This is a genomic window from Amycolatopsis balhimycina FH 1894 (genome assembly GCF_000384295.1).
GTDB classification, from domain to species: Bacteria; Actinomycetota; Actinomycetes; order Mycobacteriales; family Pseudonocardiaceae; genus Amycolatopsis; species Amycolatopsis balhimycina.
In genome coordinates, this window is sequence record NZ_KB913037.1 from 9,621,289 (window position 1) to 9,646,012 (window position 24,724).

Sequence of the window (24,724 nt, forward strand, 5' to 3'; positions counted from 1 at the left end):
TCACCGTGGATGTCCTCCAACGCGAGGCTTTGACCGTCCTCTACTGGCACCGGCTGATGTCCACGGAGCAAGTCCGGCGGCTGGTGGCCCCGGCGCTATCCCCGGTCACCGTCCGCGCAAAGCTCGCCGACCTGCGCCGAGCCGGGCTGGCGGACCGCATTACGCGAGAGCACCGCCCCCGCACCTGGCACGTCACCCCGGTCGGCGCCGAGGCCGTCGAGGCGGCCGGGACGGTCGATGCCCGCGCCTATCGGCTGCCGGGCACCCTGGTCGCGCATCTGCTGCAGGAGCACACCCTCGACGTTGTCGAGACCGGTCTCGCTTTCGTCGAGACGGCTCGACGGCGCGGTGACGAGTGCGGACCCTTGTCCTGGACGCCGGAGGTCGCCCACCAGTTCCGCGATCGCGCGGGAGATCGGCGCGGCGTCGTGATCGCCGATGCCGTCCTGCAGTACGTGCTCGAGGAGGCTGGCCGGCGGTCTCAGCGGACGTTGTTCGTGGAGCTGGACCGGGCGACGATGCCGGTCGCTCGGCTGGCTCGCAAGCTTGTCGGCTACATCCGCTACCACGACCACGCCCCAGCCGGGGCAGGTCGGAAGCCGGTATGGCGGGAGCGGTATCCCCGGTTCCCGCGGGTCGTGATCGTCCTCTCCGGTGCTGAGCAGCCGGCGCTCGAGCGCCGGCTCGCCGACCTGCGCGCCCATGCCCAGGCCATGCCCTTGGTGAGCACGGCCGCGGGACGAGTCGACATGATCGCGACGACCTTGCCCCACCTCGTGGGGAGTGGACCGCTGGAGCCCGTGGCCATGCCGCTGCTCGGCGACCCGCGGTGGGTCAGCGTGTTCGGCAGGCTGGCATGACCGAGGTCGTGGCACAGTTCGGGCTGTCACCGCGGCTGCGGCAACGTCGATTCGCGCTGCTGCCTCTGCGCGGCGAGGGCACGCCCTTCACCGAGTTGCAGGGCCGACTCCCTGGCGACGCCACGACGCCGGCAGACCTCGCGGACCTGATCTCCTCCATCGCCAGCGTCGGAGTCCTGCAGCCGGTGCTGGTCGAGGAGATCGACCCGGGCGACGGGACGCATCCGGCGATGAAGCTGGCCGCGGGGGAGCGGCGGCTGCGCGCGTGCCGGTGGGGCGCGGTCAACCGGCCGGACAACCCGCACTTCGCCGCGCTGCCCGCCGTGGTCTGCCCAGGGCCGCTGTCGGACGAGGAACGCAGGATCTGGCAGCTGGTCGAGAACCTCGCCCGGGAGAGCCTGCGGCCGGGCGAGCTCGCCGCCGCCCTGGTGCTCGACCGCTGTGCCGTCCTGCTGGGCAAGCTGCTGGCGGGCGGCCACGCCGTGCCGGCCGAGGTCTACGCCATCGACGACCCGATCGCACGCTTCGCCGCGATGGAACGCATCCGCGGCAGCGACAAGCAGTGCGCGGCGCCGTGGGCGGAAGTCCTGAGCCGGCTCGGCCTGCAGCTGAGCCCGCGCAAGGCCCGCGAACTGGTCCGGGCGTTCGCCGAGATGCCCCGCGAGGTCGCCGAGGAGATGGACGAGGCGAAGGTGTCCCTGCACACTCGTATCCGGTTCGTCGAGCTGCGCCGCGGACGGGAGCAAGCCGCCCAGGACATCTGGGCCGCAGTCAAGAACACCGGCCGGACCAGGCTGCTCCCGTCCGCGCTCGCCGCGGCCACAGCTGACGAAGATCTGACCGCGGAGCAAGCCCTGGTCGAAGCCGAGCGCGTCCAGGAGCAGGCCGACGCTGCGCGCGCCGACAAGCTCCGCGCCAAGCCTGAGGCGCAGGTCGCCGCAGTCGACGCCCGGCTCGTCGAGCGCGCTCTCGCTGCCCTCCGCCAGCTGCTTCTCGCGCTGGTCCAGGGCGCCGAGCTGGGGGAGCACGACCGCGGCTCGGTCGCGCTGCTGCTCGATCAGCTCGGCGACGTCATCCACAAGGGAGGGGACGCGTGAGCACCTTCCTCGGTATGCCTACCGCGCCGGCCGCGCGCTGCGACTGCCGACGCTGCCCCTGGTACGTCGACGCCGAGCCTGCAGTCGCCATCGCGCCGCTGTGCTCCGGCTGCAACTCCGACTGCGCCTACTGCGGCTGCGCCCGCTCCGACTGCCGGGCCTGCCCGATCCGCTGCGGCTCCCGCACTGACATCGACGCCTGGATGCGCGACGTCGGCGGCACCCTGGAATTCGACGACCTCGCCGTTCCCGCCTCGCTGCCGACCTCGCTGCCGGCGTTCATTCCGCAGGTCGACGGCTCCGGCGTCGCTGAGCTCGACGAGGTTATCCGGTGGCCGGCGTACGCGGTCGGGCTACGGCGGGTGTTTTCTCCCCGTACTCATGCGCTCTACCCGCGCTGGTGCGACGGCCGGATCGCCGCCGAGGTCCTCGATGTCCCGGACACCACGTTGACCGTCCTCAGCGGATACGGCGAGGACCCGCTCGTCGAGGCCTTCTGGACGGCGCGGCACCGCGACGACCTGATCACCCGGATCGCCGACCTGCGATTCGGGCTCGTGCTGGCGCCCAACTACTCGATCTACGGCAACTGGCCCCGCGCCGAACACCTGATCAACATGCGCCGCTCGCTGATCATCGCCGCCGAGTTCGCCGCCGCCGGGATCCCGACCGTGCCGAACCTGTACTGGTACCGCCTCGAAGACCTGCGCCGCCAGGCCGACTGGGTCGCCGAAACCAAGCCTGCCGCCGTCGCGGTCAACGTCCAGACCGTGCGAGAGAACAACAACTGGCAGAGCTGGGCGCTGCCGGGCTTGTCCTGGCTGGCCGAGAACCTTCCACCGGACGCCGTGGTGATCTTGACCGGCCTGTCCCGGCGGGATCGCATCGAGACCGCGCTCGACCTGTTCGGTAACAGGCTCGTCGTGATCAGCCAGAACCCGGCGCAGTACGCCTTACACGGCGCGGTGATGACCGCCGACGGTCGCCAGGATGTTCACGCCTGCATTCCTGACGCCTTCGCCCGCTCCGTTCGCTTCATGGCTTCCCTGCTTCCGCACAGGACCGTCACCGCCGGGGGAGGCCTCTGATGCCACGACACATCTGGGTTCTGCTGGGCTGGTCGCCCGAGCTCGGCGCTGCGGTTACGTCGGTCGGTGTCCTCGGCCTCGACCCGGAGAAGCCCGAGCGCTTTGTCGAGTGGATCCCGCGGGAGTATGCAGCCGGACGGATCTGGCGCGAACGCCTTACCGGTATTGACCCGGCGGTGCTGGCCGACCGGATGGGGTTCTGGGCCGAGACGCCGATCGCTCCGGCCGCGCGAGTCGATGGGGCTGAAGGAGCTCTCGGGGACGTCGTGAGGACGCAGGTCGACGACCTCCTCGGGTCTGCGCGCTGAGCCGGCGGTCGCCTGATGGGAACCAACGCCAAAGCCGGTCACGCTGCCTACGCCGTGACACCCGCCGGCGTATTCGCCGCGCACCTTGCCGCTGTCTGCGCGAATACCGAGGAGCCCGCGGACGCGGCGGAGGCCGACCTGCAATTCGTCGCCGGGATCGTGGCGGGCGGCGTCGACCCCGATGACCCGCTCGGACCACCGGCGATCGAGCTCCCGGACGATCCGGTCCAGGGCTATGGCGTGTTCTCCGCGGCGGTCGGCACCGCGCTCGCTGCCGGGAGCCAGCTCTCCGACACCGCCACCGGGCCCTACGAGGAGCACCTCCACGCCCTCAGCGCCGAGTACCTGGCGGAACTTGAGCCTGCGCAACTCGCCGATATCGCGGCCGCGGCTGGGTTCGAGCACCCGAAGCTGGTCGGGATCGCTGGGCAGCTCCCGCATCCGCTGGCCATCTGGCTCGACCCGTCCGTGCCGGCTGATGCCGAAGCCAAAAAGAAGATCCAGGCGCTGGCGCTGGCCCGCCATGACGCCCTCTGCGCCGGCCAGGCGATCAACGGCAAGACGTTCGCCGAGTGGGATCTTCCGACAACCGCTGCGGCGTTGCCGGAGGGGTTCGAGGGATGGGCGGCGACCGAAGCCGACCTGGCCGAGGTGCAGGGCGACTTCGACGCTGCCGCTGCTGCGGTCGCCCAGCAAGGCGCCGCCACCGGGCCTGAGTTGGTCGCCGCGCTGGTGCACTGGGAAAATCGGATCGCCACCGCGCAGAGCGTCGATCCTGCTGCTGACTTCAGCATGGCGACGGCGGCGGCGCGTCATCATGTCGATGAGCTGCTGGGAGCCGTCACTCCGGCGCAGCTGAGTGCCGCTGTGGCGGACGGCAAGCACGACGGGCACATCGCCGATCCACAGCTGCAGACCCTCGACGCCCACCGAGTCCTCCAGCTGCTGCGCGCCTCCACTCCCGCTGCCGAACGTCAGGAGATCACCGGCGTCGTCGCGGAACGGTCGGCGATGCTGGCGCACTCCGCCACCTGCGCCGCCGACGCAACCACCACGCTCGACGCCGGCCCGGTCGACCAAGCGAACGCGGGCGTTCTGGTGCAGCAACTGCGCGCAATTGCCGAGGTCCACACCGCCGCCGCGGCCTGGGACACCGTCGATCCCGCGCCGCTGAACCAAGCCGTGCTGCACGCCGGCCAAGCGAAAGTGCTCGCCTGGGCCGACGGTCAGAAGGTCGGCGACCTGCGGAAGTTCGTCGCCGGCGCCGGCATCGTCACACCGGCCGAGGCAGCTGTGGCGACCAAGTCGGCACTCGGGAAGTTGCTACAGGGTCACCTGAACGCCTCCACCACAACGGTCAGCGCCGTCAAGGAGGCGCTTCAGGTTCCCACGAAGTCGCCGACTTCCCCAGTACCGAAGCCACCTCCGGTCGTCTCGAAGCCTCGTAGCCGGTTCGGGATGCAGCATGCCCAGCTCGTCGCTGCCCTGCAGCAGGCCCAGGCCGCTCACAACGCCATCCCCAAGGCTCTCGATCCCGCCGCAGTTGCCGCCTGGGATTTCGGGCCAGGCACGCCGGCGAATCTCGGCGGCACTCACCCGAAGACTCTCCACACCGGACCGGACGGCACGACGTGGATGGCCAAGCAGGAAGGAACCCCGCACGCCGGCGCCATCACCCAGACCGAGGCCGCGGCGTCCCGGCTCGCCGCCCGCGCCGGTCTTCCGGTCGTCCCGGTCTACGCGACCAAGGTCGACGGCAAGCCGGTCAGCGTGCAGCCCCTGCTCACCGGGGCGAAACCGATCTCGGGCGGCGCGGCGAGCTGGTCGCAGGCCGACGTCGACGAGATCGTGCGGCTGCACGTCACCAGCTGGGCGCTGGGTAACCACGATGCGCACCACGGCAACGTCCTGCGCACGAGTGCCGGCGGGCTCGTGCCCGTTGACCAGGGCCAGTCGTTCAAGAACTTCGGTCGCGACAAGCTGAAGCTCGACTATCGACCCAGCACCACGACCGTCTACCACCAGGTCTACGACGCCCACCTCGTCGGCAAGCTCGGCCAAGGCGTGCAGGTCAACCCGGCCGCGGCGCACTCGGTCATCCGCCGGATCGAGTCCGTGCCGGACGCCGAGTGGCGCGCCATGCTCCACACCGTCGCCCACGCCGGCGCCGCGCAGAACCTGACCTGGGTCCCACCGATGCGCGCTCGTGCCGCGAAGGCCAAAGGCATTCCGGAGTCCGCCGTCACCACCGGACAGATCGCTGAGTCCTTTCTGGACTACGCCGTCGAGCGGAAGAAGAGCCTGCGGCGGGACTTCGTGAAGTTCTTCACCGAGGACCTCAAGATGTCCTCCGCTGCTGCCCTGGCGCACCTCGGCAAGACGTGATGGGCACCAACGCCAAAACAACCCACACCGCGTACGCGATCACCCCGGCCAGTGAGAGCGACCTCATCGACCCGCCCGAAATTGAAGACCAGGTCCCGCCGATCGTCGAGGAGCCTGCCGTCGTCGAACCTGGGCAACAGCCGGTCACGCCGATTCCGCTCACCCCGGACGTCGGACACGCCTACGGCGAACCCGTGCTCGTCGGGGGAGCCGACCTGATCGCCTCAACCGCCACGCTGGTCAGCTACCACAGCGCGGACGGCCCCCGCACCGTGCTGCACGCTCGCGTCGACGAAGACGCCGAAGCGAAGCTGCTCGACGCGCTCACCATCAGCCCCGGGATGGTGCCGACGCAGATCGAGCAGCAGGTCACCGGCCGGCTGCCCATCGATAAGCAGCACAACCTGGTCGAGAAGATCATCACCGCGGCCAAGAGCGTCAACCACCACGTCGCCAACGGCACCCTCACCGCCGAGCAAGGACCACCGGCGACGACGGCGAAGAAGATCGACGCCGCGGAAGCTGCTCTCCAAGGCCTCGGCGACACGCCCGTGCCGGTCGAGAAGGCCATGCTCGACCACTACCTCGCCCAGCTCCAGGCCGTGAAGGACGCCGTCGCCACCGGCACGCCGGTCGCCCACGTCACGCCGTTCCAGCACCAAGGCACCGAGCTGGCCACGGTCATGGTCCCGGCGCCCCCACCCGAGGGGGCCGCCGGCGCAGTCGCCGTGCTCCGCGGCGCGACCCGGATCAAGCCAGAGCTGGACACCGGCACCGGGCAAGCCAGCTGGGACGGTGCCCGCGCGACCAACGTCCTCGGCAAGGAGTACGCCATCGACCTCGGCGACGGCTACCAGGCCGTCTACCGTCCCTACAGCATCAATGACCCGGCGACGACCGAGTACTCGCTACGTGGGCGTCTCGAAGTCATCGCCCCTGCGGGCGAGGGCCACGGCCCGGAGCTTGTCGCGCGGCTCGGGCAGCTCAACCTGGCCAACCGGCCGATGACCCAGGACGAGGGCGAGTACACCTACCTCACCGCCAACGTCGCCGCCCAGAGCCTGGACGGGCGTGCCGAGGTCGTTGCCGCGCACGCCACCGGCCAGCACCTCGAGGAGATGGTCCGGCAGGAGATCTTCCACGAACGCGCCCACGAAGCGGTCGGCATGACCGGCCCGCAGCTGGCCGATTTCGCCAAGCACATCCAGCTCGAAGCCCACACTCGCGCGCTCCCGGCGAAGGTGCAGGTCCTACGCGACGCGGTCGCCAAGGCCGCGGGTTTCGCCGACGGTGACGCGCTCGCTGCCAGCACTGGCTACGACCCGGCGCCACGGCGTTCGGCCGGGTGGCTCACCTGGACCCGGTTCGACGTAGGCAACTCCGCAGGCAAGCTCAGCAGCGCAGTCGCCGGCCGGTCACTGGTCCACTCGACCTCGCACACCGGGCTGAAAGCGATGTTGGCCACCGGCGTCCTGGCGTCCACCGAGCGCCGCACGACGATGGGCACCCACGTCGGCGTGGGCAAGAGCGAGAGCGCAGACAAGCTCACCGGTGGCGCGAGCTCGGTGTTCCTGCGCGTCCGTACGACATCGTCCGTGGATTCGGGCCCGAAGCTGATCTGGGATCAACCGGAACGGCTGCTCGCCCGCGCCGACTACTACGGCGCCAACGGCGACACTTTCGGCGTGATCAATCCGGCGAAAGTCGAGCAGTACGGTGCCAAGTCGACCAAGGATCCGTTCAAGATTGCCAAGTTCGCCAACCCGAGCAACGAGGTGATGTTCGCGGACGGCATCGATCTGCTCGGGCCGGAGGGCCCGAGCCGCATCCTCTGCAGCAACACGACGCAGCGCGACGAGATCCGGGCGATGCTGCAGGCTAAGGACGTCACCAGCATCGCCGGGAAAGCGATCGAGGAGGTCGTCACCGCATGACCAACCTGACCACCGGCCAGCTCTGGACCAGGCTGACCGAGCTGCTCGCCGGTGCCCGGCAAGACAGCGCCGAAGATCTGCCGGGCGCCGAACTCGTTGTGACCGAGGACGATCGGGAGGTCTTTCGGGCCGCGCTCGCCCGGCACGCTCGCCGGGACCGCGACGAACCCGCGGTGATCTGGATCCGCCCGCTCGTGGCTTCGGCCGGCTTGCAGGACGGCCTCCCCGTGTTCGACCCTTCGGTCGTCCGCCGGCGGGCCCTGCACGTTGCAGCAGCCCAAGCCTCCGGGGACGGGCTGAACCTCGAACTGGTTACCGGCCAGCGCGCCCGTATCCAACCTGCCTGCGGTGTCCAGCTCGCCGTGCTACAGGATTTCGACACCTGGATGACCACCCTGACGCTCGAACGACGGAGCGAGGTCGAAGCGCTCGACAGCGACTGAATCTGCCCGCCACGGCGCGTGTCTCTGGCGAGACCAGAGTGATCCGGTGGTGATGGGCGATGCGGCACGATGACGAGGCTCCGGAGATCGCGGCCGTCGAGTGGGTCGCCGACCACCTGGAAGCCCACGGTCATTTCCTCGTGCACGGCTCGACGATCGCCGAAGTCATCAGCCGCGTCCGAGCGGCACTCGATGTCCGCCCGGTCGCGGGATCCCAGGAACTGCGGCTGCGGATTCTGCACGCCGGCTGGTGGCAGACGGAGGCGTGTGACTGCCGGCGCTCACTGGCGTGTTCGAACCACCCGAGGTGGCACTACCGTCCGGCCGCAGCCACCGATCGCGACGCCTGGCGAGGCGCCGAAGTCCGGCTCGTCCTCGCCATGAATCAACCCGGTGCGATGAAGGCGTGACTCCTGCGTCCGAACTCGACTCTGCCACCGGAGGAGCCATGTACGAATACTCCGACGACGAACTCGACCAGGCCGCCGCGTCCGCGGCCCAGCGATTCGACCTGGACACTTCCCACGCCCGCGAACTGGTCGACATCGTCGCGACCGCGCTCACCGAGGGCGGCGACGCGATCGACGACGCCGCCTGGGACGTCCAGGACAACGACCCCGGCGTCGCGGGGGAGGACTTCGTCGACGACGTCGCGAACAACCTCGGTTACGATCTCCCCTGACCATGGACCTGGTCCGCGACGACGGCGCCGATCGCTACGTCGTCCTGCAACGCAAAGGCCAGCTGTTCCCCGCGGTCTACTCCGCGGCCCACCGGTTCTGCCGACTGCCGGTCTGGAAGGACCGGGACGCAGTCGATCCCTCGCCGGTGCTCGACTCCCTTGAAGACGTGGCGATGCAGGCCGCGTTCTTCTGCGGCGTGGGGCTCAATGCGTCGCTGGAGCGGCTGCTGACCGCGGCCCGCGCTGTTGCCGATACCGTCCGGACCATCCAGGCATCCAGTCGGCCTGGTCTCGGCGGCAATGTCGACGAGCGACTTCGACCTGACGACGGAGCCGTCCGTCGGCGGCTGGATCACGCGATCACGGCGTTCGTCGAGAGCGCCCGGGCGGACCTGCGCATCGACGGCAGCTGGCTGCCCGTGCATCCGGCAAGCTGACTGCTATTCGCTGGCACGGGTCGGTGGCGTGTCGACGAGGTTCACTTTCTTGGTGATGCGGACCGGCGCGTCGACCGGCCCGCGCCAGTGCCCGGCGACCGGCGTCAACCGGCGCAGCGTCCGTCCCGGGCCGTAGGCCTGGCGACGGATAAACGGCGCGACCGGAAACCGCACACTCACCGTCCGGCCTGACGGCTCACCGCGATGAGCGGATCGTGACGAGGTGTTGCGGCTCACCGACACCACCCGGACCGGCGCAGCGCTGTAGCCCGCCCGTTCGGCGCGGACGCGCTGAGTCCGGGGGAGGCGCTCTTCGGCGGTTTCCGTCAACGCGTTCGGCGTGCAGAAGATCCACCCGGCGTGGACCGTCTGCAGCCACCCGATGGTCGTCTCGGCGGCGGCGATCTGGTCGGGCTGAATCTCCCGGCCATCCGGGTCGGGTTCCAGCGAGGCCGAGGTCGCGCCCCAAGGCATGTAGATCTCGTTGTCCCAGGTGAGTTCGGCGTTCTGCTGGTGGGCCGTCAGCTCGGCCTCGGCGGCGCTGGCTCCCATCGATCGGGCCAGCCGCTTGATCGCCGCGAAGTCGGTGACGCTCCAGAAGGTCACCCAGAGCCCGCCGGTGTCCGAGGTGAGTAGCTCGGTTCCGCCCCAGGAGACAGCGACGATGTCGATGCGCTTGCCGTCTTCGCGGATGTACTCGGTCAGCGGCTCGGCGAACAGCATGAATCCCGTCGGTGCCGGGATGTCCTGCGGCTGGATGTCCCAGTGGTCTTTCAGACTCTGTGCGGCTTGGCGGACCAAGCGGGTGATGTCGGTGGTCACGTAGAACAGCTGCGCCTGGCTGAGCCGCTGGTGCTCGTCCTCCAGCAGGAGCCGCGCGCCGAGATCCGGCCTCACCACGGGACGCAGCGTCCCGCGTTGGCGGCGCAGCGCCTCTGCCGTGAACAGGTGAGCGGGCGAAGTCAGGAGGTAGTGGGCCAGGTGCTCGCGCAGCGCGGGCAGTTGCCGCGGCGGCGGGGGTGACCAGCTGGGTGATTCCGGGACGTTCATCTAGCTGCAGCTCCTCGTTAAAACATTGTGTACTCAGTTCTCTTGGTTTACAGTAAGCAAACCTTGAGTACCAAGTCAACAATGATTGAGGGGCTCGACATGAACGAGTGCAAGCACCGTGCCGGTCAGGGATCGGCGAGCAACCCGATCAACGCCGAGGCTCACGCCCTGACCCTCGCCGTCGAGGTCGCCTCCGCCTGGCACCGAGGAGGCGGCTCCGACCGGCCAGAGATCCCGCTGGGAATCGTGGCGACCATCGCGGCCGCCGGGCTGCTGGTCGACCGAACCGCCGACGTGGCCGAGGGAATGAAGTCCGCCTCGCCCGACGGCTTCGTCGACATCGCCCGCAGCTTGTGGGCTGTGACCTTCAGCCGTCACCCGGCCCTGGCGATGTCGGTGTATCCGCTGCTCGGATGGCTCTTCGCCGACGCTCATGAGGCACCGCTGAAGCAGATCAAGGCGACCGCCGATGCCGCGTTGCGCGCAGGTCTGCTCGAGTTGACCGTCACCGAGCGTCGCTTCGACTGCGACGTGCTCGGACCGCTTGTCGGCGCACTGCGGTCCCGGACGGCGACGAAGGTCAACGCACAGATGTACACCCCCGGCGACATCGCGTGCGCGTTGACTGCGGTCGCACTCGACGACCTTGAGCCCGGCCAATCGTTCTGCGACGACGCTGTCGGCACCGGTGGGCTCTTCCGCGCCGCCGTGTGCGTCGTCCGTAGCCGCGGCCTCGACCCGGCCGACATGTCATGGTTCGGGGCCGACGTCGACGATCTCGCGATCGCGGCGGCCGCCGTCAACGGCCTGATCTGGGGCCTCGGCCCGCGGGTCTACCTCTACGTCGGCGACATCCTCACGCATCCACGGTGGGCCGACGAGGCATGTGCCCGCCAAGCCACGTTCCTCGAAGAGGTGAAGAGCCTGAACAAGGGGATCAAGGTGCTCGACTTCCTCAAGACGCTCTGATCGGCAGAGTCAGGCCGACGCGCCGCGACGCCGAATGCCGCGACGACCTGCTCTTCCCTGCTAACTTCCCGGCGTGGAGCACGTCGAGCGGCAGATCACGGATGGCCCGGCCGCCCCGGCCGGCGCGACCCTCCGCTACGCCGACATGGTAGAAATCGGCACCTGGTTCAACGTCAGCCACCGCGCCGTGGCGAACTGGCGCTCCCGCTACGCTGACTCACACCCATTCCCGGAACCGGACGTGGTCATCGGTCGCACGCCCGGCTGGTCTCCCGACCGCCGGAATGAGATCGAGAGGTGGGCTGCAGGTCGGCCGGGCCAAGGCGCCGGCGGCGGTCGTCCACGTAAGGCGGATTGATCAGCTCTGCCGGTCACTCCGAGACCGCCACGTGTACTGGGCTCATCATCAGTCGTTGCCCGCTGGTCTCCACCTCCGTGTCAGGGAAGTGGGACGCATGGCTCCACCAGGTAAATGCGGAACTACTGCAGGCCACAGGTTCGAGTTACTCCCCGGATGGGCTGCTTCGTCGCCATTGTCCCGCGTTGTGTTCGCCGGGGAATCGCCATCGGCGACGTCAGCAAATTTCTCACGGTCTGGCTTTCCGGTGCGCTAAAGCAGTACTGATGAGAGTGATCAAGAGGGCTGCGGCTTGACTCGATCGGAGGTTCGAGTGCATGCGACCTCGAAAGAGTGATATTTCGTCTGAATCCGTCGCCGATCGATCGGCGCCAGTGCGCTCCCGGGACTTCTTCGGAGAATGGGTTCATGCGCGTGACTCGACTCGTGATCTCCGGGTTCCGTGGCTGGGACCGTCTCGACCTTCGCCCAGCCGGACATGTACTGCTCGCCGGAGTTCCACGTGCGGGTCGATCTGATGTCGTCGCCGCTCTCGTTCGGGTGCTGGATCCGAGCGTGGCCCGTTCTGCGTCTCTAAGTGATCTTCGGCAGCGTGACGTTGAAGGCGATCGTGGGGTGACGACGGCCCGCGTGACTGTCGCCGAGATCGAGGTGACAATTAGTGATCTCGATCCCGATGTTCAGCAGCTGTTCGACGGCTGCCTGGAGCCTCTGGACGCTTCGGGTGTGGCGAGCGACGATCTTAACGCAAACCCCTTCGCGCAGCTGTGTGCGCGGCTAACGTACCGGCTGACCTATGACTCCGAAGTCGATGAGCTGGATGCGGTCACCTACTTTCCGGTGCTCAGTAACCCCGCGGTCGGTCAGTTTGCCCGGGTGCCGGCGGCGACTCGGAGGGCACTTCCAGTAGTTACTCTCAGTGCCAGTCAGCCGATGCAGCTTCGTGCAGGTGGACGGCTGAGGCAGATCGTCGACCGCCGCGACCCGGAGGCGGCGAAGCTGGCTTTCGAACAGCTACACGACACCGTCGATGCGGCGATGGCCGCGCTGTCGATGGATTCGGCGGTCACCGAGGCTGTCGACGCGGTTCTTGGATCCGGCGGCGCCGGCATCCGTCTGGGCGACTCACCGGTCGGGTCCGCTAGCGTCGGGTTTCTGGCCGAGGACGGATCCGTCGGTGCGCTACTTCGGACCCTGCAGGCAGCGATAAGACTCGATGCCGGAGGTCTGCTCGCTCTAGCGAACCACGGGAGCTCGGCGGCGGCCGTACTTTCGGTGGCCGAAGCGATGCTGCTCGCCGACGTGCCCGGCGCGATTGTGCTTGCCGACGACTTCGGCGATCGCCTGGACACCGCAGCGGCCGAACACCTCGCTTCTGTCATACGAGCACGAGCTGGTCAGGCGTGGTTGTCGACGCGACGTCCTGAGGTCGCCCGAGCTTTCGAACCAGTCGAACTCGTCCGGCTCGTCCGTCACGGCGGTGCGCGAGTGCACCACCAGCTCGAAGCTGTCACCGATCGCAAGTCCGTGTCCGCTCTGCGGCAGTTGCACACGCAGCTATTGGCGGCTCTGACCGCGCCGGTCGTCGCGATCACCGAAGGTCCCCATGACGTCGCCGTCTACGCGAAGGTCGATCGGCGTTTTGCCCCTGCCGCGCTGCCGCTTTCAGCGCATGGCGTACGGCTGGTGTCCGCCGGTACCGGGACAGACGGTGGGATCGACCAGATACCTCGAGTCGCGAATCTTGCTCGCGCACTGGGGTTCAGAGTGATCGCGCTCATCGACCGGGATAAAGACACCGACCAGTCGCGACTCCAGCTCGAGAGGATCCAGGGCGCTTGCGATGTGGTCATTCGGTTACCCGCCGGCGCCATCGAACGCGCAATGCTCGCCGGAATCGCCATCGATCACATCGCGGCGGCTAGTGCCACACTGACCGCATACGGGTTACCGGATCCGATGGTCGACCAGCTCGGTGAAGCCGGGGTGACCAATCTCTGTCAAGTGGTCCACAAGCAAGGGCTGCACGAGCAGCTCTTGGAAGCTCTCTATGCTGAGTTCAGCGCCCATCCGCCGATGATCGAGACGGTCCTCCGTGAGGTGAGCGCGGTCGCGAGCCCTACGTACGTCGGCCCGCTCCTGGTCAACGTGGCCGATATCCCCAGGCCGCCAGCGGAGCGCTTATGACATACGAGCCCAACGACGAGCAAGAAGACGTCATCAACAGCGTCGATCCGGTCCTTGTCGTCGCTGGAGGGGCGGGGACCGGCAAGACTACGACGGCTATCGCGGCAGCTCGCACCTATCTGGAAGCGGCCGACAAGCAACTGCGGTCCACGCGCGCGGCCGCCGAACGGGCGTGCGTGCGTGCGCCCCTGCTCGCCCATCAGCGAGTTCTCTTCCTGTCATTCTCCCGTACCGCGGTCGCGCAAATCATCGATCGGGCGGGAGATGTCATCAGGCCTTACGGCCCTCGTTTGGAGGTCGCCACCTTCCACGGATTCGCCTGGAGGATCATCACGAGCTTTGGTGCGCACTACGGCTTCCCGCCTCCCTTGACGGTGTTGAGTTCGGCCAGCGTGCGTGTTCCTGGTGCGCCGAACGGCCTCACGTACCCGCAGCTGCTTCCCGGTGCGCGGAAGCTGTTGTCGATTCCGCAGGTGTCCGATCACTATGCTGGGCGATACGGACTCGTCATCTGCGACGAGTTCCAGGATACCGACGGCGATGAGTGGCAATTCTTCCAGCTGATTGCACCTCGGGCTCGCCGGATCCTTTTGGGCGATGTGAACCAGTCCATCTACGGCGGATTCAAGCCAGGGGTCGACCCGCTGAAGCGCATCGCGTCGGCGCTGGCCATTCCCGGGGCTCGCAAGATCGACCTGCCCCCGGCTAGCCACCGGGACCCCACAGGTGTCCTGCCGGCAGCCGCCGAGGCAGCAAGACTGAGACGTTTCGCGGATCCGGCCCTGCGCGTGGCCGCGGACTCCGGGAGGTTGACCATCACGCAGATGACCGATGACCGCGGTCATGGCAAAGTCGTCGATCTCGCTCGGCGAGCGCGGCGGCAAGGTCATAGCGTAAACATTTTCACCCACACGAACGTCGCGACCACCCAGCTGTCGGATGCACTCACCGTCGCCGGGCTTAAACATGAGCAGGTCGGCTTCGGAGAGGCCTACGGTGAAGCCTTGGCCGCTCATTCGGCACTGGTTCGGTATGCGATCGACGATGGCATGTTTCCGCTCCGAGAACTGGCGGTCTACATCACGGCCACGCAGGGCGGGAAGGGCATCCCGCCGCTTGCTCAGCAAGTGCTCGACCCTCGCGGCAACCCTGTCTTGGAACGAGCGATCGCTCAGCTCGCCACTGATCTGCGCGACGCAGCGACGCCGCTCGACCTTGGTCGTCTGGCTGACACCGTGACTGGTGCGTATGCCCGGGTCGGGACATTCCGCGGTCAGGAGACCTGGACACAGGCCGCCCAGCGAACGCGGAACGCGCTCCTGGGACGACGCGGCGAAGTCTCGCCTACTGCGATCGTCGAAGACCTGGGTCGCCTGCGTGACGAGTCGCTGGTGGGAAACCTTGCGGGGCGCCGACGCCCGATACAGGTCATGAACCTGCACCAGACAAAGGGGCGGGAGGCTGACACCACGATCTTGCTGCTGGGCACCGACGAGTTCTACGGGCGCGAAACCGAGCCGTACCCGGACGGATCGCGATTGCTTTACGTCGTCATGACCCGCGCTCGAAGGCAGTCCCATCTGGTCGTCCCGGCCGTCGCGCATCCTCTGTGGCGGCCGCTAATCAACGTCTGCCGGACGAACATCTGACGCGCAAAAGTTTGGCATTCTTCGGACAACCACTGCTTGCCGGGGGGTAACTGGTCAGGTCGTTTCCGGGGTGTGTTTGCCCCCGTGAGATGATCTTGTTGTGCAGGCCGGGGATGGGCGTCCGTCGTATGACGAGCTTGCCGCCCTGGTGGTGCGGCAGGCGGCGGTGATCGAGGAGTTGCGGGTTGAGGTCGCTGCTTTGCGGGCCGAGAACGCTGAACTCCGGCGGCAGTTGGGGCAGAACAGCCGGAACTCGTCGAAGCCACCGTCATCGGATTCGCCGTTTGTGAAGCCGGCGCCGAAGTCGTTGCGGCGCAGGAGCGGCCGCAAGCCGGGCGGGCAGTCCGGGCATCCGGGGTCGACGCTGGCGCAGGTCACCGATCCGCATGAGCGAGTGCGGCATGAGCCCGGTCCTTGTTCCGGTTGTGGTGCGGATCTGGCCTTCGCGGCGGAGGTCGGGGTGGAGCGGCGGCAGGTGTTCGATCTGCCGCCGATCACGGTGCGGGTGACCGAGCACCAGCTCATCGCGCGCCGCTGTGAGTGTGGGACCACCACCTGCGGCGCAGCGCCGGCTGGGGTGACGGCGCCGGTGCAGTACGGGCCGCGGATCACCGCGATCGTCCTCTATCTGTATGTCGGGCAGTTCCTGTCGAAGAAACGCACCGCGACCGCGTTGGCTGAGCTGTTCGGTACCCCGATCTCGCAGGGCACGGTGGCAGCGATGACCGCACGCGCCGCCGACGGGTTGACCGACTTCCTGACCCGTCTGCGTGACCTGATTGCAGCGGCCGCAGTGGCCGGGTTCGACGAGACCGGGCTTCGCGTCGCCGGGACGCTGCACTGGGTGCACTGCGCCCGCACTGAGAAGTACACCCTGATCACGTGTCACCCCAAACGCGGCCGCGCGGGTATCGACGACGCCGGTGTGCTCGGTCGGTTCCGTGGGGTCGCCGTGCACGACGCGTGGGCACCGTATGACACCTACCTCGATGCCGACCATCAACTCTGCTGTGCCCACGCGCTGCGCGAATTGCAGGCCGTGACCGAAACCGTGCCGCCGGAGAGCCCATGGTGCTGGGCAACCCAGGTCGCTGACGCGCTCGTCGCGATGCAACACCTGGTGGCCGAGGCGATCGCCGCCGGTGCCGACGCGGTGGATGCCGACGCGCTGACCATCCAGATCCGCCGCTACCGTTCCGCCGCCCAGGTCGGGATCACCCAGACCGCCGATCGAGTGGATGCGCTGGCGTGCAAGCACAACGCACTCGCCCGCAGACTGATCAACCGGCAAGACGACTACCTCCGCTTCACCACCGACTGGCGGATCCCCGCCGACAACAACGGCTCCGAACGTGACATTCGCATGATCAAGCTGCGGCAGAAGATCTCCGGCTGCCTCCGTACCCTCGCCGGAGCCGGGCAGTTCTGCGCCATACGCAGCTACCTATCCACCGCAGCCAAACACGGCCACCACTTCTTCGACACCCTCGTCACACTCGCCGAGGGAAACCCCTGGCTGCCCGCAATTCCATGACCTGACCAGTTACGCCTGGGGAAGACGACGTTCGCGGCCTGGCTCGCCCGGACGCGGGGTTGGCCCTGCCATTTCACCCGCAGGCGCAACGGGCGCAGTGTCTCCACCGCACTTCGGAACCTGGCCTCGCAGCTAATCGCCCAGTACCAGCTCGGCGAAGAGTTCGCGCCGTTCGGGACACTGCCGGACACCGCGGGTGAACCCGGCTGGTTCGACGGGCTCCTGCGGGCTGCGGCCGCGAAAGCGCAGGAGTACGGGCAACAGCTCGTTCTCGTGATCGACGGACTCGATGAGGCGGAGCGTTACGACAGCGACCTACCGCTGGGACTGCCCACCGTCCTCCCGAACGGCGTCTTCATCGTCGTCACCTCCCGAGTCGGGACCGATCTCTCCGCCTTGCGGCAGCCCTGGAAATCCCTGTTGATCGATCCGGCTGATCAGCGCAATCGCAACGATCTTCGCGAGTTCGTCCTCGCGACCGCTGCCGCGGAACCGCTCGCCACCATGTTGCCGGATCACCAGGTCTCGGCGGAGGACCTCGCGCAGCTGCTCGTGCGCAAATGCGGCGGGGTCTGGGTCTACCTGCGTTACGTTCTCGACGAGCTCCGGTACGGGCTTCGAGACATTGCCGCCTTGGGCGGCTTGCCTGACGATCTTGTCAGCTACTACGTGGAAAGCCTGATCCTGCCCAGCGACGGAGAAGCGTGGATTTCGGTCCGGCTTCCCCTGCTTGCCACACTGGCCGCAGCCGCCGAACCGCTTCCGGCGGCTACGCTGAGCGAGCTCGCCGGTCTGGCGGATCCGAGTCGCGTCCGCACCCTGTGCGACTCGGCTCTGCGGCCATTTCTCACGGTGGTCGAGAAGCCCGGTCAACCCCGCCGGTACGGGATCTATCACGCGAGCTTGCGCGAATTCATCGGCGGCGCGGCCCGGACGCATTCGCTGGAGCGAACGCGTGCCCGCGGAGACGAGCTCGCACAGGCAACCACGGCCGCACATCGACGGATCACAAGTCATTACCTGACCCTGTTCGGCGGGCTGGACGAGCAATTGCCTGCGCTGAAGCGGGACCCTGACCTGGCGAACATCGACGACGGATACCCACGACGCCAGCTGCCCTATCATCTCGAGCACGCTGGCGAGGCCGGAGACCTGCATCGGTTGCTCAATGCCGAGCACCTCGCCGAAGAGGGCCGGATCCGCAATGCTTGGTTCGCCGTACACGATCGCGCGGGCAGTCTGGACGAATACCTCACGGCGCTGCAGCGTGCCAGGCGGCTCGTCGAAGATGGCACGGATGCAGACCACGGCAGCTGCCGGACGTCGTCGTCGTTTGCCCTCGAACTCCAATACCGAGTGATGGCCTGCGCCATCATCACGCTCACTGCCAACGTCCCGGCTGCGCTCATCCGGCGACTGGTCACGACCGGAGTGTGGACAGTCGGCCGAGCGCTCGACCACGCCCGGAACCTCCACCATCCGGCTGATCGTGCGAACACACTGATCGGCCTTCTGGGCGATGTCGGTGACAGGGAGAAGCGCCAGGCTGCCGTCCAGGCGTGGGAACCCGCTCGATTGGTCACCGATCACGAATATCGTGCATGGCTTCTCATTCGCCTGCTCAAGCACGTGGCCAATGAAGAGCACGAACGCATGGCCCGCGACGCGCTGGATGCGGTTGTCGCTATCCAGAGCTCCTCGAGCCAAGTGGATTTCCTCCAGCGGCTGATCCCTGTGCTCTCGGAGGAAAAGCTTGGTGAGGTCTTGCAGCTGACGATAAGGATCGAAGACACGCACGCCGCCGCCAGGCTGCTCGCAGCGCTGGCTCCGGTCCTCCCCGAGCCACTGCTGGCAGATGCCATGACAGCGGCACAAGCACTCGCCGAACTGGACGATCGTGCGTTGGCGCTGGCTGCTCTGGTCCCACGTCATGACCTGGAACTCGGCGCCATTGTGCTCGCCGAAGTGCTGGCGGTCGGCCGCGCGGCGCCCGATCCGTACGTCAGGGCCCGTGCACTGCGGATCGTCGCCGCTGCGATGCCTTCACCAGGAGAACTTCCGGAGGAAGCTTTCGACGTTGCCCGGTCGATCTCACCGGCGGATGACCGGTCCTGGGAGATTGCAGCGCTCACGCCTCTGGTCGAGGGCTCACTCGCCGACGAGGTCTGCTGCGAAGCGATCGAGGCTGCCCGCCAGGTGCCGGGCAGCCTTGAGCGAGCGGAGACGCTCGCCGGCATCGCCTCCCTCCTCACCCCGCGGCATGCGGCCGTGGCGGCCGACGAAGCCGTCGCCACGGTCCGGGCGATTCCGGACGACCAGGAACGAGCAACAGCCTTCGGCGTCGTTGTCGACAACCTTCCTCGGCAGGCTCGCGAAGGCGTCATCGACGAAGCATTCGCCCTGGTCCGCTTGGTCCGCGGGGAGAATCGACAGGTGCGGCTGCTGAATTGCTTGGCTCCGCATCTGCCCGAGAGGCTGCACAACGAGGCCTTGACGATCGCCGGGGAGCTGACCGACGCCTTCCAGAGGGCCGACGCGATCGGCAACCTCGCCCCGTTTCTCAATGCCTCCCTGGCGGCCAAAGGCCTTAGTGCCGCACGGACCATCAGCGACGAATACGGGCGCGCCAAGATTTTCGGCGCTCTCGCTTCCGTGCTACCCGCCCCACAGAGCAACCAGCTTCGCGAGCGTGCGCTGCACGCGGCCAGGCAGGTGCTCGACCCGTACTTCCGGGCACGCGCCCTTACCTCCCTCGCGGATACCACCGCGGAACCGCAGCGAGCCGCGACGTTGCTCGAAGCCCTCGCCGCGGCACGCTCCGACGACGACGATTACCGGCCTACGACCTTAACGACAGTGCTGAACGCACTTCCCGCAGCGGCTCAGCCGGCGATCGTCGCCGAAGCTTTCGACGCGATCACCACAGCGGTCACAGACCCGGAAAGCCGGGCCATCGCCATCATCCGTCTCGCCCCCCATTTGTCTTCTCCGCAGCGCGAGGAACTGTGGCGGGCCGTCGATGCCGGCTCGCTGGTAGGAACACCGGCGTACTACAACGTAGGTGTCCTGGCGATGTTGGCGGTGTTCGCGCCGGTGGCCGAGCGCGACCGGCTCTTCGACCGTGTCCTCGCTCAGGGATGCGACCTGCCGGTCAGCCGCGACCCGGTCCAAACCTACATTCGATGGTTCGCCCGGCTCGCCAGGGCGCTTCCTCGGCGGGCCGTGATCGAGGTGCTCAGGGAGCTCCACCCGTTGGACGAGCAGCTAGCGGACCGGGACCGCATCGTGCGCGCGGCCAAGGTGGCGAAACTCGCCCGGCTGCTGCCCGAACGCCTGCTACGGCGCACGGTGACGATCGCCGGTGCCGTGCCCCAGACCCTCAATCCGACACCGTTGCTGGGTACGCTGGCCATGCACCTGCCGGAAAGATTGCGGGAGCAGGCGTTGGCCGAGGCATTCTCGCCCACGCGTGAGACGGTATTGGCCCGGTCCGCCGTGATCGGCTACCAGGCGTCCGAGCCCCGCCCCGACCTCGAACTCGTGCGGCGCTGCCTCGACGGGCTCGATCTCAACGGCTGTCTGAGGGTTCTCGCGTGCGCGATGCCCATCGTGCAGAGCCTGAGTGGTACCGACGGTCTGCTGAGCTGCGTCGACACCATCGAGTCGGTGCGCCGTTGGTGGCGTACCCCTTAGCTTGACTCTGTCGGGGATCTTGGTCGGTGCTGTGTCAGTTGACGGCTCGCCAGGAGCGCAGGCGTGGGATGTCCTGCTGGTCGAGGTAGTCCTGGAAGGCTGTCGGTGGCCGTGGGGACGCGCTGTCGCCGGGAGGCTGTCGGCTGAGGCGTTCGATGTTGACGGCGATGGCGGTGAGTACGTGCTGCAGGTGGGTCTTGGCCTGCCCGCGGTAGCGGCAACGGCGCATGCCGTGGCCGCGGGCGAACTCGCAGATGGTGCCCTCGATGCCCGACCGCACCGCGTAACGCTTGTGCCAGGCCGGTTCCTGCCGCTCGGCACGGTTGCGCAGCTGCAGTTCGAGGAGTTCTCGTGGGGGAAAGCCCACGTTGCGTGCGGAGTCGCGGGAGGTGGTGCACTTGGCTCGGACCGGACAGGGTTGGCACTGGCTCTTGGTGAAGCGGGCCACGATCAGCGGGCCGCGGTCGGTGAGGATGTCGGGTAAGGGCCGTGCCAGCCTTTGCTGACCTGGCCCTGCGGGCAGGTGACCTGTCGGCGGTCGAAGTCGATCCGGAAGTCGTCGCGGGCGAAGCCCTCACCCTGGCGGTGCTGGTGGGTGGGATTGCCCGGCAGCGGTCCCACCACGGTGATCCGGTGTTCGCGTTCGGCCCGCTCCAGGTGGACCAGGGACGTGTAGCCGCCGTCGACCAAATGCTGGTCTGGTCGTAGTCCCGGTGCTGCAGTCTGGTGTGGATACCGGGCAGGACTTCGGCGTCCGAGCTGGTGGCGGGCATGGTGGCCACGTCGGTGATCACGTTGGGGCTGTCGCCGGAGCAGGTTTCGGTCACGTGCGCGAGGAACCCCTGCCAGCGGGTGACCTGACCCCGACGCGCGTAGCGGGCCGTCAGGTCGTAGGGCGAGATAATCCGGTTCGCGGAAAGTGGCAGACCAGTGCCTTCGTCTTCGTCGCGCCAGCGCAGGCGGCCCGTGGGGTCCCAGTGGTAGTTCTGCACCAGCACCTGCCGCAGGGCCTGCACTCGAGGGCCGTCCAGCAGGCCGGGATGGTTGTGGCTCAGGTGTTCGAGCAGGTGGCGGGCGTCCGCCCCGGTGCTGTTGATCCTGGTTTTGGGGCGGGTGGGGTTCTTGCCCAGGCGCACCGGTCGGCCATAGCGACGGCCCCAGTGCTCGTCGACCAGGCCGTCCAGCGCGTGGTCGGCGGTGCGGGCGAGTTCCTCCAGTGCCGCGCGCATGACTTCGGTGACCAGTTCGAGTCGGGTCAGGTCGCGCATGGCGGCCAGGACGTGGGTGGAGTCGGTGCGCTGAGTGGTGCGCTCGCGGACCAGTCCGGCCTCCTTCAGACGGGCCAGGGCGACATCGAGGAGGCGGTCCGCCCGGCCGTCGCGCTGGAGGCGGTCGCGGAAGTCGCCGAGCACGCTGTGGTGGAAGCCGGGATCGTCGAGTTCGAGGCCGAGCGCGTACTTGAAGTCGATACGGCAACGCACCGCCTCGGCGGCATCGCGGTCAGACAAGCCCAGCAGGAACTGCAGTACGCTCACCGTGGCCAACTGGGCGGGTGAGAGCGCGGGGCGTCCGTTGCGGGAGTAGCAGTCGGCGAAGTCCTCATCCCTCCACAGTCCGCTGAGGCGGTCACGCACCCACATCGCCGTCGTACCACCAGGGTTACTGGCACGAGCCATCCGCGCGGTGAGCTCCGGGACCTCCACTGCGGACCGGGAATCAACCGGTAAGGACATGCGATCACCTCGGGGAGCGTTGCGACTTCTCTAACCCCCGAAGCCTCGCTGTTACTTACCGGTCACCCTCCGCGACGCGCCAACCGTTCCAAGATTCCCGACAGAGTCAAGCTTAGTGAAAGCCCGCAAACGGCGGGCCGACCACAGGAGGCGACGTGTCAGCCATCCACACAAGTGCCGACATCGACGACCCCTCAGGGCGTCACCCCGGGGAACAGCGGACCGAGTTCGTGTTTGACGTCGACGGCACGACCTACGAGCATAACCATCCCACCATCACCGGTGCGGAGATCATGGCCATCGCAGGGATCAGCTCCAGCAACGGACTGATCCAGATCCTGCCGGACGGGACCCGCAAGACCATCGCGCCCGACGAGACGGTTCATCTGGTGCCCGGAGCGCAGTTCAAGCGCCGTCCGCGGTTCAAGCGGGGCTGACAATGACGGAGCCGAACAGGCTCGCGGTTCGCCTGGCGCAGGAGGAAACCTTACTGCGCCAGGCATACCCCGGAGCCCGCATCGATCGCGAGTCGCTCGTCGTCGTGCTCTCGGGCCATCAACTTCCAGCTGGCTGGTCGCACCGCGAGACCGACGTGCTCTTCCAGATTCCGCCGAACTATCCGGCAGGACAACCGGACAACATCTGCGCCCGGCCCGACCTGACCCTCGCGAACGGCGGGACCCCGGGCAACAGCCAAGGCGTCCAGGTCCACGCGGGAAAGCGGTGGCTGCAGTTCTCCTACTACGTCGATCCGGGCGACTGGCGACCGGATGCGGACCCGGCCGCGGGCAGCAACCTCGCCGAGTACCTGACTGGCGCTCTCACCCGATTCCAAGAAGCGGACTGATGACCATGAGCACCCTCAAGTTCACCGTGCCGGACCACTGGGCCCGCATCGAGCAGCACCTTCGCGGAGGCTCGGGCGAACGCTTCGCCTTCGCGCTGACCAACATCCTGCGTGACGGCCCGGACGGTCCGGTCATCGAGGCCACGGACGTCATTCTGATCGACGATCAGGACGTCCACCGCGGCTCCCACGGCTGGTCCATCGCGGACCACGCACTGGACCGCGTGCACAACCACGCCGTCAAGACCGGCCGTGGCCTGGTCGAGTTCCACAACCACCACGCCGGGCCACCGCGGTTCTCGTCCCTCGACGAGACTCACCTCGAACCGATGGCGGGCTACATGCTGGACCTGCTCAACGGTGCACCCTACGGCGCGGCGGTTTGGACCGAGGGCTTGCTCTGGGCCGAGTGGTGGCGGCCAGCCCCGGGCGGCGGCGTTGAACGCCGTCCGTTCGACACCGTGACATCCATCGGCCCCTCCTTGCGGATCCTCAACGCCCGAGCCGGTGGCCGATGTGCGGTTCAACCGCCAGCTTCCACTCCTGGGTGCCGACGCGCAGGCCTCGATCAGCAGCATGCGGGTCGCCCTCGTCGGCGCCGGCGGGACCGGGTCGCACGCCGCCGTCGCCCTTGCCCACCTCGGCTTCCGCAACGTACTGATCTTCGACGACGACCTGGTCGAAACGACCAACCTCAACCGTATGGTCACGGCCGAGCACGCTGACATCGGAAGTCCGAAGAACCTCGTCGCCCGGCGCCGGATGCGCGCGATCGACCCGCTAGTCTGGGCCCACCAGCTGCCGGGCATCACGGTCGCCGGCGCAAACCCCGAACTGCACGACGTAGACTTGATCATCGGATGCGTCGACCACGACGGTCCCCGGCACCGGCTCAATCAGATCGCGGTCGACTCCCGGATCCCCTACCTCGACATCGCCACCGGGGCCGACGACACCGCCGAGCCGATCGCACTCGGAGGACGGGTCGTGTTCGTCCTACCCGGCGGTCCATGCCTCACATGTCTCGAGGAACTGGACTCCGCCGAGGTCGCGCGCTGGGCGAAGTCCGCCGATCAACAGGCCCTCGATCGCCGGCACGGGTACGGAACTGGCACCGCCAACCCATCGGTTGTCTACCTCAACGGACTTACCGTCAACGCCGCGCTGGTCGAGCTCGCAGCATGGCTCTCCGGCTCACGACGGCCCGCGACGTGGCTCGACATCGACCTGGTCGGCAGTGCGTGACAGCCCGGCACCCAGGTCGGCCCCAGGCAGGTCGCCGGGCCACGTGGGAGCTGCATCGAATGCAGGGGAGCGCTACCGTCCCGGCCTGCGTGACCTGCGGCTACCCGCCGGGCCGTCGTCGCGGCCGAGAATCGAGGTCGACCAGCAGGCCGCGAGCCGGGTTGGGGCGACGTCGCGGAACTTACCGTCACATCGCCGGTCTCGTCGCGCCGCGGCTCATCGGTG

The 24,724-nt window shown here is 67.9% G+C and carries 23 protein-coding genes and 1 pseudogene; 21 read left to right on the forward strand and 3 right to left on the reverse strand.

Features of this window, described 5'->3' with window-relative positions; genetic code table 11:
- Window positions 1-5 precede the first annotated feature (5 nt).
- Genes A3CE_RS0144360 through A3CE_RS0144405 form a run of 10 tightly spaced genes read left to right on the forward strand, consistent with a single transcriptional unit; the run spans window position 6 to window position 9,234 of the window.
- On the forward strand, window positions 6-860 hold the full coding sequence (locus A3CE_RS0144360; RefSeq protein ID WP_245589704.1) for a replication-relaxation family protein: 855 nt from the start codon (window positions 6-8) through the stop codon (window positions 858-860).
- Window positions 857-1,957, forward strand: coding sequence for a ParB/RepB/Spo0J family partition protein (locus A3CE_RS0144365; protein WP_020646570.1), 1,101 nt, complete (start codon window positions 857-859; stop codon window positions 1,955-1,957). Before A3CE_RS0144360 ends, A3CE_RS0144365 begins: the two co-directional genes overlap by 4 nt.
- Window positions 1,954-3,045, forward strand: coding sequence for a DUF4417 domain-containing protein (locus A3CE_RS0144370; RefSeq protein WP_026469454.1), 1,092 nt, complete (start codon window positions 1,954-1,956; stop codon window positions 3,043-3,045). The genes A3CE_RS0144365 and A3CE_RS0144370 overlap by 4 nt, the downstream gene beginning before the upstream one ends.
- Window positions 3,045-3,353 carry a hypothetical protein gene (locus tag A3CE_RS0144375; protein ID WP_020646573.1) on the forward strand — a complete coding sequence of 103 codons (309 nt, stop codon included), beginning with the start codon at window positions 3,045-3,047 and terminating at the stop codon, window positions 3,351-3,353. The genes A3CE_RS0144370 and A3CE_RS0144375 overlap by 1 nt, the downstream gene beginning before the upstream one ends.
- A 15-nt stretch (window positions 3,354-3,368) precedes the next feature.
- Window positions 3,369-5,738, forward strand: coding sequence for a hypothetical protein (locus A3CE_RS0144380; protein ID WP_020646574.1), 2,370 nt, complete (start codon window positions 3,369-3,371; stop codon window positions 5,736-5,738).
- On the forward strand, window positions 5,738-7,672 hold the full coding sequence (locus A3CE_RS0144385; protein ID WP_020646575.1) for a hypothetical protein: 1,935 nt from the start codon (window positions 5,738-5,740) through the stop codon (window positions 7,670-7,672). Before A3CE_RS0144380 ends, A3CE_RS0144385 begins: the two co-directional genes overlap by 1 nt.
- On the forward strand, window positions 7,669-8,115 hold the full coding sequence (locus tag A3CE_RS0144390) for a hypothetical protein (protein WP_020646576.1): 447 nt from the start codon (window positions 7,669-7,671) through the stop codon (window positions 8,113-8,115). Before A3CE_RS0144385 ends, A3CE_RS0144390 begins: the two co-directional genes overlap by 4 nt.
- Window positions 8,116-8,174: 59 nt before the next feature.
- On the forward strand, window positions 8,175-8,525 hold the full coding sequence (locus tag A3CE_RS0144395; protein ID WP_020646577.1) for a hypothetical protein: 351 nt from the start codon (window positions 8,175-8,177) through the stop codon (window positions 8,523-8,525).
- A 38-nt stretch (window positions 8,526-8,563) separates the two neighbouring features.
- Window positions 8,564-8,797 carry a hypothetical protein gene (locus tag A3CE_RS0144400; RefSeq protein WP_020646578.1) on the forward strand — a complete coding sequence of 78 codons (234 nt, stop codon included), beginning with the start codon at window positions 8,564-8,566 and terminating at the stop codon, window positions 8,795-8,797.
- A 2-nt stretch (window positions 8,798-8,799) separates the two neighbouring features.
- Entirely contained in the window at window positions 8,800-9,234 is a 435-nt protein-coding gene (locus tag A3CE_RS0144405; protein ID WP_020646579.1) for a hypothetical protein, read from the forward strand.
- 3 nt (window positions 9,235-9,237) lie between these two features.
- Here the strand turns inward: A3CE_RS0144405 and A3CE_RS0144410 are convergent, their stop codons facing one another.
- The gene (locus tag A3CE_RS0144410; RefSeq protein WP_020646580.1) at window positions 9,238-10,284 is read right to left on the reverse strand and encodes a hypothetical protein; all 1,047 of its coding nucleotides are present in this window, start codon (window positions 10,282-10,284) and stop codon (window positions 9,238-9,240) included.
- A 42-nt stretch (window positions 10,285-10,326) separates the two neighbouring features.
- On the opposite strand from A3CE_RS0144410, the gene A3CE_RS0144415 reads away from it, so the two are divergent.
- The 6 genes from A3CE_RS0144415 to A3CE_RS0144445 all read left to right on the forward strand — a co-directional run bounded on the left by A3CE_RS0144415 (window position 10,327) and on the right by A3CE_RS0144445 (window position 20,674).
- The gene (locus A3CE_RS0144415; RefSeq protein WP_245589705.1) at window positions 10,327-11,253 is read left to right on the forward strand and encodes an N-6 DNA methylase; all 927 of its coding nucleotides are present in this window, start codon (window positions 10,327-10,329) and stop codon (window positions 11,251-11,253) included.
- A 73-nt stretch (window positions 11,254-11,326) separates the two neighbouring features.
- Window positions 11,327-11,611, forward strand: coding sequence for a hypothetical protein (locus tag A3CE_RS55735; protein ID WP_026469457.1), 285 nt, complete (start codon window positions 11,327-11,329; stop codon window positions 11,609-11,611).
- Between the two features lie 630 nt (window positions 11,612-12,241).
- Window positions 12,242-13,798, forward strand: coding sequence for a hypothetical protein (locus A3CE_RS0144430; protein ID WP_185839898.1), 1,557 nt, complete (start codon window positions 12,242-12,244; stop codon window positions 13,796-13,798).
- A complete protein-coding gene (locus A3CE_RS0144435; protein WP_020646584.1) occupies window positions 13,795-15,447 on the forward strand; it encodes a UvrD-helicase domain-containing protein in 1,653 nt (550 codons plus the stop codon). Before A3CE_RS0144430 ends, A3CE_RS0144435 begins: the two co-directional genes overlap by 4 nt.
- Window positions 15,448-15,547: 100 nt before the next feature.
- Window positions 15,548-16,981 (forward strand): IS66 family transposase, encoded by a 1,434-nt coding sequence (gene tnpC / locus A3CE_RS0144440; RefSeq protein WP_026468424.1) that lies wholly within the window; start codon window positions 15,548-15,550, stop codon window positions 16,979-16,981.
- A 273-nt stretch (window positions 16,982-17,254) separates the two neighbouring features.
- Window positions 17,255-20,674, forward strand: coding sequence for a hypothetical protein (locus A3CE_RS0144445; protein WP_020646585.1), 3,420 nt, complete (start codon window positions 17,255-17,257; stop codon window positions 20,672-20,674).
- Between the two features lie 34 nt (window positions 20,675-20,708).
- Here A3CE_RS0144445 and A3CE_RS58200 read toward each other — a convergent pair whose 3' ends face one another.
- A complete protein-coding gene (locus A3CE_RS58200) occupies window positions 20,709-21,122 on the reverse strand; it encodes a transposase (protein WP_211231877.1) in 414 nt (137 codons plus the stop codon).
- Between the two features lie 41 nt (window positions 21,123-21,163).
- Here A3CE_RS58200 and A3CE_RS58205 point away from each other — a divergent pair, with 41 nt between their 5' ends.
- Entirely contained in the window at window positions 21,164-21,382 is a 219-nt protein-coding gene (locus A3CE_RS58205; RefSeq protein WP_211231878.1) for a hypothetical protein, read from the forward strand.
- A 452-nt stretch (window positions 21,383-21,834) separates the two neighbouring features.
- Window positions 21,835-22,230, forward strand: coding sequence for a hypothetical protein (locus tag A3CE_RS60080; protein ID WP_245589706.1), 396 nt, complete (start codon window positions 21,835-21,837; stop codon window positions 22,228-22,230).
- Here the strand turns inward: A3CE_RS60080 and A3CE_RS60025 are convergent.
- A pseudogene (locus A3CE_RS60025) lies at window positions 22,123-22,407 on the reverse strand (transposase); the annotation flags it as partial. The gene A3CE_RS60080 and the pseudogene A3CE_RS60025 overlap by 108 nt on opposite strands.
- A gap of 155 nt (window positions 22,408-22,562) precedes the next feature.
- Here A3CE_RS60025 and A3CE_RS0144470 point away from each other — a divergent pair.
- The 3 genes from A3CE_RS0144470 (at window position 22,563) to A3CE_RS0144480 (ending at window position 24,499) form a co-directional block, all read left to right on the forward strand.
- Window positions 22,563-22,844: a multiubiquitin domain-containing protein gene (locus tag A3CE_RS0144470; protein WP_020646588.1), complete on the forward strand. Its 282-nt coding sequence runs from the start codon at window positions 22,563-22,565 to the stop codon at window positions 22,842-22,844.
- A gap of 2 nt (window positions 22,845-22,846) precedes the next feature.
- Window positions 22,847-23,254, forward strand: coding sequence for an E2/UBC family protein (locus tag A3CE_RS0144475; protein ID WP_020646589.1), 408 nt, complete (start codon window positions 22,847-22,849; stop codon window positions 23,252-23,254).
- A 507-nt stretch (window positions 23,255-23,761) separates the two neighbouring features.
- Window positions 23,762-24,499: a ThiF family adenylyltransferase gene (locus tag A3CE_RS0144480; RefSeq protein ID WP_020646590.1), complete on the forward strand. Its 738-nt coding sequence runs from the start codon at window positions 23,762-23,764 to the stop codon at window positions 24,497-24,499.
- Window positions 24,500-24,724: the final 225 nt, after the last annotated feature.

What these genes read in the sequence shown, in the direction of transcription:
- A3CE_RS0144435 (WP_020646584.1), top strand. Translation starts at nt 13,795, where the DNA reads ATGACATACGAGCCCAACGACGAGCAAGAAGACGTCATCAACAGCGTC.
- A3CE_RS0144395 (WP_020646577.1), top strand. Translation starts at nt 8,175, where the DNA reads ATGCGGCACGATGACGAGGCTCCGGAGATCGCGGCCGTCGAGTGGGTC.
- A3CE_RS0144410 (WP_020646580.1), bottom strand. Translation starts at nt 10,284, where the DNA reads ATGAACGTCCCGGAATCACCCAGCTGGTCACCCCCGCCGCCGCGGCAA.
- A3CE_RS0144405 (WP_020646579.1), top strand. Translation starts at nt 8,800, where the DNA reads ATGGACCTGGTCCGCGACGACGGCGCCGATCGCTACGTCGTCCTGCAA.
- A3CE_RS0144365 (WP_020646570.1), top strand. Translation starts at nt 857, where the DNA reads ATGACCGAGGTCGTGGCACAGTTCGGGCTGTCACCGCGGCTGCGGCAA.
- A3CE_RS0144380 (WP_020646574.1), top strand. Translation starts at nt 3,369, where the DNA reads ATGGGAACCAACGCCAAAGCCGGTCACGCTGCCTACGCCGTGACACCC.
- A3CE_RS0144390 (WP_020646576.1), top strand. Translation starts at nt 7,669, where the DNA reads ATGACCAACCTGACCACCGGCCAGCTCTGGACCAGGCTGACCGAGCTG.
- A3CE_RS0144475 (WP_020646589.1), top strand. Translation starts at nt 22,847, where the DNA reads ATGACGGAGCCGAACAGGCTCGCGGTTCGCCTGGCGCAGGAGGAAACC.
- A3CE_RS0144385 (WP_020646575.1), top strand. Translation starts at nt 5,738, where the DNA reads ATGGGCACCAACGCCAAAACAACCCACACCGCGTACGCGATCACCCCG.
- A3CE_RS0144400 (WP_020646578.1), top strand. Translation starts at nt 8,564, where the DNA reads ATGTACGAATACTCCGACGACGAACTCGACCAGGCCGCCGCGTCCGCG.
- A3CE_RS0144375 (WP_020646573.1), top strand. Translation starts at nt 3,045, where the DNA reads ATGCCACGACACATCTGGGTTCTGCTGGGCTGGTCGCCCGAGCTCGGC.